Origin of the sequence: Marinibacterium sp. SX1 (genome assembly GCF_050389775.1) — a bacterium.
Taxonomy (GTDB): domain Bacteria; phylum Pseudomonadota; class Alphaproteobacteria; order Rhodobacterales; family Rhodobacteraceae; genus Marinibacterium.
Window position 1 is genome coordinate 1,836,591 of the sequence record NZ_CP177144.1, and the last position, 14,498, is coordinate 1,851,088.

Here is a 14,498-nt window from a genome sequence, read left to right on the forward strand (position 1 = left end):
TGACACCGCCCGCCCATCGGGTATGAGCGCGGCTTCATTGGTGTTGGTGGCCCCCGCGAGGGGATGCCTGTCAGGGTTTGCGCAACGTGATCCCAGAGGACAACGCCCTTCACGCCCCCCGAGGGGCCATAACGAAGGAGATCAGCCGTGACCAAACGCACGTCTGCCAAGTACAAGATCGACCGCCGCATGGGCGAAAACATCTGGGGCCGCGCCAAGTCCCCGGTCAACCGCCGCGAATACGGCCCCGGCCAGCACGGCCAGCGCCGCAAGGGCAAGCTGTCCGACTTCGGCATCCAGCTGCGCGCCAAGCAGAAGCTCAAGGGCTACTACGGCGACATGACCGAAAAGCAGTTCCGCCGCATCTATGCCGAAGCCGAGCGGGTCAAGGGCGACACCGGTGAAAACCTCATCGGCCTGCTGGAACGCCGCCTGGACGCCGTGGTCTACCGCGCCAAGTTCGTGCCGACCGTCTTCGCCGCCCGCCAGTTTGTGAACCACAAGCACGTGCGCGTGAACGGCAAGGTCGTGAACATCCCGTCCTACCGCGTCAAGGAAGGCGACGTGATCGAGGTCCGCGATCGGTCCAAGCAGCTGGCCTCGGTGCTGGAAGCCACCCAGCTGGTCGAGCGTGACGTGCCCGATTACATCGACGCTGACCACAACAAGATGACCGCGACCTTCGTGCGCACCCCCGGCCTGGGCGACGTGCCCTACGCGGTGCAGATGGAACCGAACCTGGTCGTCGAATTCTACGCCAAGAACTGATCCCACCCGGATCTCTTCACGATCGAAAGGCCGCACCATCCGGGTGCGGCCTTTTTCGTTGTGGTAGGATGGGTGCTTGCACCCATCCTACGGGCGCGGGGGCCATGGCCCGACCGCCCCACCCGTTTTTGCGGCTTTCAAACCCCTTGCCCCGTGGGTAAGAGACCCCAACGCAGGAGGTCCGACCATGACTCTGATCCAACCCCAACCCGGCATCATGGACATCGCGCTCTACCAGGGGGGCAAGGCCCATGTGGACGGCGTGGCCAACGTGGTAAAACTGTCGTCGAACGAAAACCCGCTGGGCCCGGCCCCGGCGGCGATCGAGGCCGTCAAGGCCAGCGTCTCGGCCCTGACCCTCTACCCGTCCTCCGACCACGGCCCGCTGCGCCGGGCCATCGCCGAGGTCCACGGGCTGGACGCCGACCGCATCATCTGCGGCGTCGGCTCGGACGAGGTCATCGCCTTCCTCTGCCAGGCCTATGTTGGCCCGGGCAGCGAGGTCGTGCACACCGAACATTGCTTCGGCATGTACCGCATCTCGACCCTGGCCGCCGGCGGCACGCCCGTCGAAGTGCCCGAGCGCGAGCGTGTCACCGATGTCGACGCCATCCTGGCGGCCTGCACCGACAACACCCGGCTGGTCTTCATCGCCAATCCCAACAACCCGACCGGCACGATGATCAGCCAGGCCGAGGTCGCCCGGCTGGCCGATGGCCTGCCCGAGGGCGCGCTGCTGGTGCTCGACGGGGCCTATGTCGAATTCATCGAAGGTTTCGACGGCCATGCCGGGCTGGTCGACAGCCGGTCCAACGTTGTCATGACGCGGACCTTCTCCAAGATCTACGGGCTGGGTGGGCTGCGCATCGGCTGGGGCTATGGCCCGGCCCATGTCATCGACGTGCTCAACCGCGTGCGCGGGCCGTTCAACGTGTCGTCGACGGCCTTGATGGCCGCCGAAGCCGCCGTGCGCGACCAGGATTGGGTCGCCCATTGTCGGGCCGAAAACGCTCGCTGGCGGGCCTGGCTGGCCGAGGCGCTGGCCGAGGTCGGCGTGCCGTCGGACACGTCCTGCACCAATTACATCCTGTGCCGCTTCGCCAGTGCCGACGAGGCCCGGGCCTGTGTCGATCACCTGCAGGGCCACGGCCTGCTGGTGCGCTACACGGCCAGCTTCAACCTGCCCCATGGCGTGCGCATCACCATCGGCGACGAAGCCGCCTGCCGTCGGGTGGCCGACGCAATGCGCGCCTTCAAATCGTCCTGAAGTCAAAGTCTCGAAGGTAATTCAATGGCAGTGATCTACGACCGTGTCGCGCTGATCGGGCTGGGCCTGATCGCGTCCTCGATGTTCTGGGCGATGAAACGGGCGGGCGCCGTGGGCGAGATCACGGGCTATGCGCGCTCGGCCGAAACCCGCGACACGGCCCGCGAGATCGGGCTGTGCGACCGGGTCTGCGACAGCGCGCGCGCGGCGGCCGAGGGCGCCGACCTGGTCGTTCTGGCCGTGCCCGTCGGCGCGATGGAGGCCGTCATCCGCGACATCGCCCCGGTGCTCAAGCCCGGCGCGACGGTGACCGACGTGGGCTCGGTCAAGCGCCAGGTGATCGAGGCCGTGGGCCCGCACCTGCCCGAGGGCGTGCATTTCGTGCCCGCCCACCCGTTGGCCGGCACCGAACATTCCGGGCCCCGGTCCGGCTTTGCCACGCTGTTCGACAACCGCTATTGCCTGCTGACCCCGGTCGAGGGCGCCGATGCCGAGGCGACCGACCGGCTGATGCGCCTGTGGCAGGCCATCGGCGCCAATGTCGAGACGATGGACCCCGATCACCACGACCTGGTTCTGTCGGTCACCAGCCACACGCCGCACCTGATCGCCTACACGATGGTCGGCGTGGCCGATGACCTCAGCCGGGTGACCGACAGCGAGGTCATCAAGTATTCGGCGGCGGGTTTCCGCGACTTCACCCGCATCGCGGCATCGGACCCTACCATGTGGCGCGATGTTTTCCTTAACAATAAGGAAGCGACGCTGGAGATTCTCGGCCGGTTCACCGAAGAGCTCTTTGCGCTGCAACGGGCCATCCGCACGGGGGACGGAGATTTGCTGTTCGATTATTTCACCCGCACGCGCGAGATCCGGCGCGGGATCATCGAGGCGGGTCAGGACACCGACGCGCCGGACTTCGGGCGGAGCAAGTCGGGGTCATGACCATGCGGGCGGCGATGAGGAGCGCCGCTCTTGCGGTTGTCATCCTGGGCGGCGCCGGGGCAGGGGCCCTTGGCGCGCCCGAACGATCGCTGCGCCCTGCCGACCGGCCGGCGCCGGTTGGCGACAGCCAGGCCGGCGCTGCCATGCCCGGATCCGCGGTGATCGAAACCGCAGCCCCCGATCCAGCTGCCCCCGATCCCGCTGTGACCGACACCGCTGGTCCGGCGACCGACGCCATCCCCGACATCCCCCCGGTCAACGACACCGTGACCATGGCCGCCCCGGCCGCGGATCTCTATTCCGTGGCCAAGGTGCCGCTGCCGGTCGGGCCTGACCTGCCGGCGGTCCGCCCGCCGGTCCGGCCGCTGTCCGAACAGATCGTCGCCGCCGCCGCGCGGCCCCTGTCCGCCCCGGTCTTCAGCCCCGACGATTCCCTGCGCCCGGCCTTCCGGCCCGACAGCATCGTCCAGCAGGCGCTCTTTGGAAAACGCAAGAAGCGCAAGGGCTCGGTCTGCGGCAACATCGACATCCAGGGCGAAAAGGTCGGCACCTATGGCAAGGGCGGGGGGTGTACCATTCCCAATGCCGTGCGGGTGCGCTCGGTCTCGGGCGTGCGGCTGAGCACCTCGGCCCTGATGACCTGCGACACGGCCGAGGCCCTGAACACCTGGGTCGACAAGGGCGTGCAAAAAGCCTTTGGCAAGAAGGTCGTCGAGCTGAAGGTCGCTGCCCATTACGCCTGCCGCACGCGCAACAACCGGGCTGGGGCGAAGCTGTCGGAACATGCCAAGGGCCGGGCCATCGACATCTCGGCCTTCACCCTGAGCAACGGCCGCCAGGTCACGGTGCTGGGCGACTGGGGCAAGGGCAGCCACGGCCGCGCGCTGGCCAAGGCCCATGCCGCGGCCTGTGGCACATTCGGCACCGTGCTGGGGCCGCGCTCGGACGGTTATCACCGCGATCATTTCCACCTGGACACCGCCAATTACCGCTCGGGCGCCTATTGCCGCTGATCCCGGTGCGCCGGACGTCACAGGGGGCGGCGCAATGGGTGTCGTCTGGCCGGGGCGCTGGCCGTCACCTGAGCCGAACCAACGGCCGGTGTTTGGGCCGGCGCAATGACCGTCGTTGAGGTCCTCGCAATGGCTGTTGTCAGGTCGCCGCTCTGAGCGTTGTCGGGGGCGCCCCACCACCTGACCCCGGGGCAGGCAGGGTCAACCTCGTTGACGCCGTCACGACAATCGGGGCCGACCCTGCAGCCGTTCCCTAGACCGACCCGCGGGCCATCCGCCGCCTAGCGCAGGATCAGGCGGGGCGCCGGGCCCAGGGGCAGCGGACCCAGGGCCACGACACCGCCGGTCACGTTGAGCTGCACGTCGATCGCCTCGCGGTTGCCGCCCAGCCCGGCCAGGAAGCCGAGCGCCCGTTCGGCCGATTGCACCGCCGCCTCGGGCAGGGCGCCCGCGGCCTGGGCCATGCGCAGCATCTCGCGCCAGTTCTCGGCCCGGATCGAGATCTTGCCCTTGGGCACGCCGGCCTCGTCGACATCGAACCCGCCGGCCGCCGAAATCCGCAGCGGACCCCAGGCGATTTCGGCCAGGCGCAGGTCCAGCCGGCGCGGCTGGGGCCGGCGCTCTTCCAGCGCGCGGCGGTCCCAGGGCCGGTCAAAGGCCACGTCCATCTGCATTTCCAGCGCGTCGAACGTGTCGGGCAGGTTGTCGCTGCCCATCAGCCGGCGCAGCCGCTCGCCCGGGGCGAAATCGGGGATGTCCAGCGTGATGGCATAGTTCTCGGGCCGCCCGGCATCCTGGGTCATCGCCATGGCCAGCCCGGCCCCGGCGGCCAGCGTGGTCTCGCCGGCAGTCAGGGTCCAGCCGCCCGCGCTCAGCCCCATCGCCCGCAGTTCCAGCGCCAGCCCGGCCTGCAGGTCGAGATCGGCCACCATGTCGGCGGCGGTCAGCACCTGGGTGTTGTCGAAATAGGACAGGTATTGCGGCCCCTCGGCAAAATGCAGGCTCTGGCGGCCGGGCCAGATGGCCGGGCTTTCAAAGCTGATCTGCGGCGCGCTCCAGGCCCGGCCGGTGCGCGGATCGGCCAGCGCCGGCTCGTGCAGCACGGTGACATGGCGCAGGGGAAAGCCGCCGGTCTCGACCCGGGTGTAATCGGCCTGCCAGCCTTCGGCGGCCCGGTCATCGAACCAGCCGGTGATGCCCGTGCGCAACAGGTAGGCCAGCCCACCCCAGGCCAGCGCCCAGAGCACCGCCAGCGTTACCAGAACCTTGATCAGCCGCATGTCACCGCCCCTTTAACTTGGCCCGAGTTTACGGTTTATAGATGCGGATTTGTCAAAGGGTGCAAGATGACGATGTGGGTCTTCGGCTATGCCTCGCTGCTTTGGAACCCCGGCTTTCCGGTTGCCCGCCAGGCGCTGGCCACCTTGCCGGGCTGGCACCGGTCGTTCTGCATGTATTCGATCCACCATCGCGGCACGCAGGATCACCCGGGCCTTGTCCTGGCGCTTGATGCCGCGGCGGGGGCGGCCTGCAAGGGCCAGGCGCTGATGGTCGAACCAGGGACCGAGGCCGCCTCGCTGGCCTATCTGCGCGAACGCGAGCTGGTCTCGTCGGCCTACCTGGAAAAGACCCTTCCGGTGCAGCTGGACAGCGGCGAAACCGTCGAGGCCGTGACCTATGTGATCGACCCCGACCACGTGCAATATTGCGGCCATCTCACGCTTGAGGACCAGGCCCGCATCATTGCCACGGCCCATGGCGGGCGGGGGCCAAACACCGAATATCTCTACAATACGGCCCGTCACCTGGCCGAACTCGGCCTGCCGGATGCAGATCTCGACTGGCTGGCCGAACGCGTTCGCTGCCTTGCGGCATAATATCTTGGATCAAGCCTTGATTTTTCTGTAGGTTCTCCTTCAAGAGCAGTCGACTTCCAGGAGCAGCGCATGGCGCAGCCGGGCCGCGAGGCCAGACCCCATTTCTCGCAACCCATCCGTCAGATCTTCCTGATGCTGATGGTCATCGTCCTGTCCGGTTTCGGCGCCTTCCTCGCGCTGCCCCAGGTGCTTCCGGTCTTCCAGGCCAACCCGTATCTGAACGGCTTCATCGTCTTTGTCTTTGCCATCGGGGTCATCGCCTGTTTCTGGCAGGTGCTGCAGCTGATCGGCTCGGTCCGCTGGATCGAACATTTTGTCTCGGGCGAGATCACCGACACCGTTCGCCCGCCGCGCATCCTGGCGCCCCTGGCCACGATGCTGCGCTCGCGCGAGGCGCGGATGCAGCTGGGGTCGTCGTCGACCCGGTCGATCCTCGATTCGGTGGCCACGCGGATCGACGAACTGCGCGAGATCACCCGCTATATCGTCAACCTGCTGATCTTTTTGGGTCTTCTGGGCACGTTCTATGGGCTGGCCACGACGGTCCCGGCCGTGGTCGACACGATCCGCTCGCTGGCGCCGCAGGAAGGCGAGGCCAGCACCGACATCTTCAACCGGCTGATGACCGGGCTGGAAAGCCAGCTGGGCGGCATGGGCGTGGCCTTTGCCTCGTCGCTGCTGGGCCTGGCCGGGTCGCTGATCGTGGGCCTGCTGGAACTTTTTGCCGGCCATGGCCAGAACCGGTTCTACCGCGAGTTGGAGGAATGGCTCAGCTCGATCACCCGGGTGGGCTTTGCCAGCGATGGCGAGGGCCCGGCCGAGCTGGGCGCGGTGGGGGCCATGCTGGACCAGATGAACGAGAACATGACCACGCTGCAGGAAATGTTCGCCGAATCCGATGCCGGCCGGGCGATTGTCGACGACAAGCTGGGCAACCTGGCCGATGCCATTGCCCGGATGACCGAACGGCTGGACCGGCGCGACCAATCGGCCGAGGCGCTGGCCCGGGTGGCCGATGGCCAGGACCGGCTGGTCGAATTGCTGGCCCAGCAGGGCAGCATGGCCGGCGAGGGCATCGATGCCGAAAGCCGGATGCGGCTGCGGTCGATCGACGTGCAGATGCTGCGCATCCTCGAGGAAATGGCCGCCGGCCGGCAGGAAAGCATGACAGAGCTGCGCCGCGACATCGACATCCTGGTCCGCGAACTGGCCCCCCGCAAACGCGGCGGTGGCGGCGAGGGCAATGCGCAGGCCGCCGGTCCGCGGGCGCTGCGCGCCGGGCGCGGGGCGAAACGGGCCGAAGGGGACGGCTGATCCATGGCCCTGTCGCGCCGCACCGGTCAGCGTTTCCAGGCCTCGATCTGGCCGGGGTTCGTCGATGCCATGACCGGCCTGCTGCTGGTCCTGATGTTCGTGCTGACGATCTTCATGATCGTGCAATTCGTCCTGCGCGAGACGATCACCGGCCAGGAGACCGAGCTGGACCAGCTGTCGTCGCAGGTCGGCGCGCTGGCCCGGTCGCTGGGCCTTGAGGAACGGCGCAACAGCCAGCTCGAAGCGCGGATGGGCGCGCTGAATGCCACGCTGAACGACACCCAGTCCGACCTGTCGCAGGCCGAGGCGGCGTTGCAATCGGCCCAGGCCAATATCGCCGCGCTGACGGCCGAACGCGATGCCCAGGACGAGGCGCTGCAATCGGCGCGCACCGAGATCACCGCGTTCGAGGCCCAGGTCGCCGCGCTGATCGCCAGCCGGGACACGGCGCGTGACCAGGTCGCGGCGCTGGAAGGCGAGCGCGCGGCGTTGGCCGACCGGCAGGCCGAGCTGTTGTCGGAGCAGGAGGCGCTGAACCTGGCGCTGGCCAACAGCCGGACCGAGATCGACGCCCAGGCCGAGGCCGCCCGCCTGGCCGCCGCCAGGCGCGAGGCGCTCGAAGCGCTGGTGGCCGACCTGGAAAGCCGGGCCGAGGACCAGACCGACCGTGTGGCCGATCTCGAGACCCAGTTGAGCGAGGAAGAGGCCGCGCGGCTGGCCGAATCCGAAGCCGCCCGGGCCCTGCGGGCGCGGCTGGAAGACGCTGATGCCGAGCTGACGGCGATGACCATGGCGCTGGAGGCGCAGCGCCGGGATGCCGAGGAGACGCTGACCCTGCTGGCCGCGGCCGAGGCGGCCAGGAAGGATGTCGATGCCCGGCTGGCCGATGCGCTGGGGGCGCTGGATACGGCCTCGACCCGGGCCGAGGAACGTGACGCGCTGGCCGACCGGCTGGCCGTGGTGCTGGCCCAGATGGAGGCCACCCGGAGCGAGAATGCCGATCTTCAGGCCGCCCTGAGCGAGGCGCGGGCCGAAGCGGATGCCGAAGCGGACAGCCAGGCCAGCGTCGAGGCGCGGCTGCTTACGGCGCTGGACGCGCTGGAACGCGCCGAGGCCGCGGCCTCGGATCGCGAGGTTCTGCAATCGCGCCTGATGGCCGCGCTGGCCGCCCAGGCCCGGGCCGAAGAGGCGGCCGAAGAACAGTTGACCCTGGCCGAGCAGCGCCAGGTCCTGCTGGCCACGGCGCGCAAGTCGCTGTCCGAACAGGAGGAGATTTCCGGCGAGGCGCAGCGCCAGACGGAATTGCTGAACCAGCAGGTCGCCGCGCTGCGCACCCAGCTGAACCAATTGCAGGGCCTGCTGGACGAGGCCCGCGACCGCGACGCCGAATCCCAGGTCCAGTTGCAATCTCTGGGCACCGAGCTGAACACCGCTCTGGCCCGGGCCGCCGCCGAAGAGCGCAAGCGCCGGCGGCTGGAGGAAGAGGCCCGGCTGGCCGCCGAGGCCGAGGCCGCGCGCCTGGCCGAGGAGGCCCGGCGGCTGGAAGCGGAAGCGACCGACCTTGAAAAGTACCGGTCGGACTTCTTCGGCCGTCTGCGCGACGTGCTGGGCAGCCAGGAAGGCGTGCAGATCGTCGGCGACCGGTTTGTCTTTTCTTCCGAGGTGCTGTTCCCCTCGGGCGGGGCCGAGCTGACGCCCGAAGGCCGGTTCGAGATTGCCAAGATCGCGCGCATCCTGCGCGACGTGGCGGGCGAGATTCCGCCCGGCATCAACTGGATCATCCGGGTCGACGGCCATACCGACAACGTGCCGATCTCGGGCAGCGGCCAGTTCCGCGACAATTGGGAGCTGAGCCAGGCCCGGGCGCTGTCGGTCGTGCGCTACATGGTCGATTTCCTGGGCATCCCGCCGGAGCGGCTGTCGGCCAACGGCTTTGGCGAGTACCAGCCGCTGAACCCGGAGGACACGCCGCAGGCCCGGGCCCAGAACCGACGGATCGAGCTGAAATTCACCGAGAAATAGGGGCGGTCAGTCGATGCGCAGCTGCGTGGCCATGGTGGCCAGCGGCAGGCCGTCGCGCAGCAGGGTGACCCGGCCGTCATAGGTGCCACGGGGCCAGGCGGGCGCGGTCAGGCGGCGGCCGCTGGCGCGGAACAGCTGGGCCTGGGCGCGGGTCAGCTCGACCTCGCGGGTGTGAAAGGGCTGGCCACCGGGGCCGGTGATATCCAGCCGCAGGACATCGCCGGGCTGGCCGCCATAGGCAAAGCCATAGATCACCACGGCCGGGGCGTCGTCGGGCAGGGTGGCATGGGCCGCGCGCCCGTCCTTGATCGCGTCATACTCGGGCAGGGCGGGGGCGAAACCGACCTGGATCAGCCCGCCGGGCGACAGCGGCGGGGTCCGGGCCCAGAGGTCATCGGCGGACAGGGCCGCGCGCCGGTCCGGCGACCAGGGCGCGTCGGGCTGGCAGGCGTCGGGCGCCTCGGGGGCAAAGGGATCGACCGACCTGCCGTCATGGCGCACGGCGAGATGCAGGTGGGGGAACTGGGTCTGGCCCGACAGGCCGACCTGGCCCAGCCGGTCACCGGGGGCGACCGTGTCGCCGCTGCGCACAGAGACCGAGCCCTGTTTCATGTGGCAATACTGGGTTTCCCAGCCGTCCGCATGGCGGATCACGACGCCGTTGCCGCATTCGCGCCCGTCGATCGCGGCACTCTCGGGATCGTAGAGCACGTCATCCATGCCGTCGCGGATCCCCACGACCTGGCCCGCGGCCGCGGCCAGGACATCAACCCCGGCGCGCATGGCGGCCAGCGAGGGCAAGGCGAAATCGGTGCCGTCATGGCCGTCATAGCTGAGCCCGCCGCAAAGAAAATCGCGGATCTCGGGGCCGGGCGCATGATCGGGCAGGTGCTGGATATGGCAGGTGTCGCCCAGGGTGCAGGCCAAGGGCATCTGCAAAACGACATCGCTCGCCGCGGGGAAGGCGGCGAGCGACAGGAGAGCGGCAAGTGCCGCCCGAAGCATTATTCGGCCGTCAGCAGCGGCGGCTTGTTGCCCGAGATCCGGGGATTGCCGGTGCCTTCGATCCGCAGGTCGATCTCGCCATCCTTGACGCCGACCTTGACCACGCCACCCTTGGCCAGCTTGCCGAAGAGCAGTTCCTCGGCCAGCGGCTTCTTGATGTTCTCCTGGATCACGCGGCCAAGCGGGCGGGCGCCCATCTTGTCGTCGTAACCCTTGTCGCCCAGCCATTGTGCGGCTTCGGGCAGGAGTTCGATGGTCACGTTGCGGTCCAGCAGCTGGGCTTCCAGTTGCAGCACGAATTTCTCGACAACCTGCAGGATCACGCCCTTGGGCAGCGTCGCAAAGGAGATCACGGCGTCCAGCCGGTTGCGGAATTCCGGCGTGAAGGTCCGTTCGATGGCAGCCGTATCCTCGCCCTCGCGGCGGTCGCGGCCAAAGCCGATGGCTTCCTTGGCCTGTTCCGCGGCACCGGCATTCGAGGTCATGATCAGCACGACATTGCGGAAATCCACCGTCCGGCCGTTGTGATCGGTCAGGCGGCCATGGTCCATGACCTGCAGCAGGATGTTGTAGACATCCGGATGCGCCTTTTCCATCTCGTCCAGCAGCAGCACGCAATGCGGATGCTGGTCGACCCCGTCGGTCAGCAGGCCGCCCTGGTCAAAGCCGACATAGCCCGGAGGCGCACCGATCAGGCGCGAGACGGCGTGTTTCTCCATGTATTCCGACATGTCGAACCGCAGCAACTCGACGCCCAGCGTATCGGCCAGCTGCTTGGCCACCTCGGTCTTGCCGACACCCGTGGGCCCGGCAAAGAGGTAGTTGCCGATGGGCTTCTCGGGCTCGCGCAGGCCGGCCCGCGACAGCTTGATCGCCGAGGACAGGGCCTCGATCGCCTTGTCCTGGCCGAAGACCACGCGCTTGAGCGTTGCCTCGAGGTCCTTGAGCACCTCGGCATCGTCCTTGGACACGTTCTTGGGCGGGATGCGGGCGATCTTGGCCACGACGCCTTCGATCTCCTTCACGCCGATGGTCTTGCGCCGCTTCGATTCGGCCAGCAGATGCTGGGCCGCGCCGGCCTCGTCGATGACGTCGATGGCCTTGTCGGGCAGCTTGCGGTCATTGATGTAGCGCGCCGACAATTCGACGGCCGTCTTGATCGCGTCCGAGGTGTATTTCACCGAATGGTGGTCCTCGAAATAGGGTTTGAGGCCCTTCAGGATCTTCACCGCATCCTCGACCGACGGCTCGTTGACGTCGATCTTCTGGAACCGGCGGCTCAGCGCGCGGTCCTTCTCGAAATGCTGGCGGAACTCCTTGTAGGTGGTCGAGCCCATGGTGCGCAGCTTTCCGCCCTGGAGCGCCGGCTTGAGCAGGTTCGACGCATCCATCGCGCCACCCGAGGTGGCGCCGGCACCGATCACGGTGTGGATCTCGTCGATGAAGAGCACCGCGTCGGGATGTTCCTCAAGCTCGGTCACCACGGCCTTGAGCCGTTCCTCGAAATCGCCGCGATAGCGCGTGCCGGCCAGCAGCGCGCCCATGTCGAGCGAATAGATCGTGGTATTGGCCAGCACCTCGGGGGTCTCGCCGGCCACGATCTTGCGGGCCAGCCCCTCGGCGATGGCGGTCTTGCCGACGCCGGGGTCACCCACCAGCAGCGGATTGTTCTTGCGGCGGCGGCAGAGCACCTGGATGCAGCGCTCGACCTCACTGTCACGGCCGATCAACGGATCGACATTGCCTTCGCGCGATTTGGCGTTGAGATCGACGCAATACTTGGCAAGCGCGCTTTCCTTGCCGTCGTCTTCGGGCTGGGCAGACGTCGAAGGTTCCTCCTGCGGGGAATCGGCGCCCTGGACCGGGCGGCTCTCGCCGAAAGCGGGGTTCTTGGCCACGCCATGGGCGATGAAGTTGACGGCGTCGTAGCGGGTCATTTCCTGCTCCTGCAGGAAATAGGCGGCGTTGCTCTCGCGTTCGGCAAAGATGGCGACGAGCACGTTGGCCCCGGTCACCTCGGTGCGGCCGGAGCTTTGGACATGGATGGCCGCGCGCTGGATCACACGCTGAAAGGCCGCGGTGGGCACGGCTTCGGAGCCGTCGACGTCGGTGACCAGGTTGGCCAGCTCTTCGTCGATGAATTCAACAAGGGTCGCCCGCAATTCGTCGAGATCGACGTTGCACGCCTTCATCACGCGCACGGCGTCGGGTTCGTCGAGCAGGGCAAGGAGGAGGTGTTCGAGCGTGGCGAACTCGTGCCGTCGTTCATTGGCGAACGCCAGAGCTGCGTGAATGGCCTGCTCGAGGGAGTTTGAAAAAGATGGCACCTGGCGTGCTCCTCTGATCTGGGCCGGCGGTTGGGGGATGGCTCGGGCAGGTCCCCCAAGACCAACCATGTGCTCATAGAGTTAGAGTTTGGTTGATCAAACGCCGGCTTCAAGTTTTTTCTGCGGTGGCGCGATCACATTTCCCCACCGAAAAGCGGGGGCGAACAGATTTGGGGCGGTGGTGCCGGGCGGTTCGGGGCGTGAAATTCGCCCGGAACGACCGGACCGGCGGCGTTCGAGGGATGGGAGTGTAACGCAGTATATAGGGCGCCGGGCGCGCGGAAACAGGGGGCGCGCCGGATGCCGGGCATGGGCCATTGGTCTCAAAAGCTGTCCTTGCGGCGGCGGATCTCGCCAAAGACCTCGGCCGGATCGGCGCCGGTCATGTCCAGCGAGGCGGCTAGTTCGGGCGCGCGCAGGAACGGGTTGGTGGCCTTTTCCAGCGCCAGCGACGAGGGCACGGTCGGCGTGCCGCTGGCCCGGGCGGCGCGGATGTCGGCCATGCGGGCCTGCAAATCGGGGTTGTCGGGATCAACCGACAGGGCAAAGCGGCCGTTGGCCTCGGTGTACTCGTGGCCGGAATAGACAATCGTGTCGAAGGGCAGGGCGGCCAGTTTCGACAGCGAGGCCCACATCATCGGCATGGTGCCTTCGAACACCCGCCCGCAGCCCAGGGCCATCAGGCTGTCGGCCGTGAAGGCCGCGGCGCTGTCGGGGAAATGATAGGCGATATGGCCGATGGTATGGCCCGACACGTCGATCACCGTGCCGGTCGAGCTGCCGACGGTCACGCTGTCGCCCTCGGCCAGGGCCAGGCCAAGCGGCGGCAGGCGGGCGGCATCGGCGGCATGGCCCACGACCAGCGCGCCGGGATGTGCGGCCAGGATCTCGTCCAGGCCCTGGACATGGTCCGCATGGTGATGGGTGATCAGCACATGGCTGAGGCGCCAGCCCCGGTCGGACAGGGCGGCCAGGATCGGCGCGGCCTCGGGCACGTCGACCAGCGCGGTCTCGCCCGAGACGGGATCATGGGCGAGAAAGGCGTAATTGTCCGTCAGGCAGGGGATGGTGACGATCTGAAGAGGCATGGTCTTTCCCTTTCGCGCTGCTAGTCTTGCACCAAAGAGTGACTGATCGCCGGACGGCCCGCAATGCATCTCGACGTGCAGGACCTGCGCAATTTCTACTATCGCAGCACGCTGGGCCGTGCCGCGCAGCTGTCGCTGCGTGCCCGCCTGCAGGAATACTGGCCCGAGGCCAAGGCCATGACGGTCGCGGGCTTCGGCTTTGCCGTGCCTTTGCTGCGGCCCTACCTCAACGATGCCCGCCGGGTGGTGGCGCTGATGCCCGGGCCGCAGGGCGTGATGCCCTGGCCGGCGGGGCAGCAGAATGTCTCGGTGCTGATCGAGGAAACGCTCTGGCCGCTGGAAACCGGGCTGGTCGACCGCATGGTCATCCTGCACGGGCTGGAAACCTCGGAACATCCCGCCGACCTGCTCGAGGAATGCTGGCGGGTGCTGGGCCCGGGGGGGCGGGCCGTGTTCATCGTGCCCAACCGGGCCGGGCTGTGGTCGCGGTCGGACAAGACGCCTTTCGGCTATGGCCGGCCCTACACGCTGGGCCAGCTGGAAACCCAGCTGAAGAAACACGGCTTCCTGCCCGAACGTCACACCTCGGCGCTCTATCAGCCGCCGACCGAACGGCGGTTCTGGCAGAAATCTGGTCGGCTGATCGAACGCATCGGGCGCAGCATGCCGACCGAGCTGGCCGGAGGGGTGTTCATGGTCGAGGCGACCAAGCGCGTCCATCCGCCGCGGGGCACCGTGGAACGCCGCGCGGTGCGGGCGCCCCTCAACATCTTGGATGGCATGGCCGACCCGGTCGCTAAACCTGTGTGACAGGCCATGCTGCGCCGCAACAGCCTTGCCGAGAATCACGGCTTGGGGCTCAATGCAGGCGG

At 67.8% G+C, this 14,498-nt stretch carries 12 protein-coding genes; 8 read left to right on the forward strand and 4 right to left on the reverse strand.

Translation table 11 applies throughout. The features are described 5' to 3' along the window. Positions 1–147: 147 nt before the first annotated feature. The 4 genes from rpsD (at position 148) to ACK3BB_RS08115 (ending at position 3,993) form a co-directional block, all read left to right on the forward strand. Positions 148–768, forward strand: a complete 621-nt coding sequence (gene rpsD / locus ACK3BB_RS08100; RefSeq protein ID WP_428928213.1) for a 30S ribosomal protein S4 — start codon at positions 148–150, stop codon at positions 766–768. A 187-nt stretch (positions 769–955) separates the two neighbouring features. Then, positions 956–2,035 (forward strand): histidinol-phosphate transaminase, encoded by a 1,080-nt coding sequence (gene hisC, locus ACK3BB_RS08105; protein ID WP_428928214.1) that lies wholly within the window; start codon positions 956–958, stop codon positions 2,033–2,035. 24 nt (positions 2,036–2,059) lie between these two features. Continuing rightward, complete coding sequence (locus ACK3BB_RS08110; protein WP_428928215.1) at positions 2,060–2,980, forward strand: prephenate/arogenate dehydrogenase family protein; 921 nt, start codon at positions 2,060–2,062, stop codon at positions 2,978–2,980. Between the two features lie 14 nt (positions 2,981–2,994). After that, on the forward strand, positions 2,995–3,993 hold the full coding sequence (locus ACK3BB_RS08115) for an extensin family protein (RefSeq protein ID WP_428928216.1): 999 nt from the start codon (positions 2,995–2,997) through the stop codon (positions 3,991–3,993). Positions 3,994–4,274: 281 nt separating this feature from the next. On the opposite strand, the gene ACK3BB_RS08120 is transcribed toward ACK3BB_RS08115, so the two are convergent. Beyond that, complete coding sequence (locus ACK3BB_RS08120) at positions 4,275–5,273, reverse strand: DUF2125 domain-containing protein (RefSeq protein ID WP_428928217.1); 999 nt, start codon at positions 5,271–5,273, stop codon at positions 4,275–4,277. Positions 5,274–5,339: 66 nt separating this feature from the next. Between ACK3BB_RS08120 and ACK3BB_RS08125 the strand changes: the two genes are divergently transcribed. The 3 genes from ACK3BB_RS08125 (at position 5,340) to ACK3BB_RS08135 (ending at position 9,206) form a co-directional block, all read left to right on the forward strand. Next, positions 5,340–5,870: a gamma-glutamylcyclotransferase gene (locus ACK3BB_RS08125; protein WP_428928218.1), complete on the forward strand. Its 531-nt coding sequence runs from the start codon at positions 5,340–5,342 to the stop codon at positions 5,868–5,870. A 69-nt stretch (positions 5,871–5,939) separates the two neighbouring features. Continuing rightward, on the forward strand, positions 5,940–7,184 hold the full coding sequence (locus ACK3BB_RS08130; protein ID WP_428928219.1) for a biopolymer transporter ExbB: 1,245 nt from the start codon (positions 5,940–5,942) through the stop codon (positions 7,182–7,184). Between the two features lie 3 nt (positions 7,185–7,187). Beyond that, complete coding sequence (locus tag ACK3BB_RS08135) at positions 7,188–9,206, forward strand: peptidoglycan -binding protein (protein WP_428928220.1); 2,019 nt, start codon at positions 7,188–7,190, stop codon at positions 9,204–9,206. Between the two features lie 6 nt (positions 9,207–9,212). On the opposite strand, the gene ACK3BB_RS08140 is transcribed toward ACK3BB_RS08135, so the two are convergent. The 3 genes from ACK3BB_RS08140 to gloB form a co-directional block, all read right to left on the reverse strand. Next, on the reverse strand, positions 9,213–10,139 hold the full coding sequence (locus tag ACK3BB_RS08140; RefSeq protein WP_428928221.1) for a M23 family metallopeptidase: 927 nt from the start codon (positions 10,137–10,139) through the stop codon (positions 9,213–9,215). A gap of 71 nt (positions 10,140–10,210) precedes the next feature. Further along, entirely contained in the window at positions 10,211–12,538 is a 2,328-nt protein-coding gene (clpA, locus tag ACK3BB_RS08145; RefSeq protein ID WP_428928222.1) for an ATP-dependent Clp protease ATP-binding subunit ClpA, read from the reverse strand. 323 nt (positions 12,539–12,861) lie between these two features. Next, positions 12,862–13,626, reverse strand: coding sequence for a hydroxyacylglutathione hydrolase (gene gloB / locus ACK3BB_RS08150; RefSeq protein WP_428928223.1), 765 nt, complete (start codon positions 13,624–13,626; stop codon positions 12,862–12,864). Between the two features lie 63 nt (positions 13,627–13,689). Here gloB and ACK3BB_RS08155 point away from each other — a divergent pair, with 63 nt between their 5' ends. Continuing rightward, positions 13,690–14,436 carry a methyltransferase domain-containing protein gene (locus ACK3BB_RS08155; RefSeq protein WP_428928224.1) on the forward strand — a complete coding sequence of 249 codons (747 nt, stop codon included), beginning with the start codon at positions 13,690–13,692 and terminating at the stop codon, positions 14,434–14,436. The last annotated feature ends 62 nt before the right edge of the window (positions 14,437–14,498 follow it).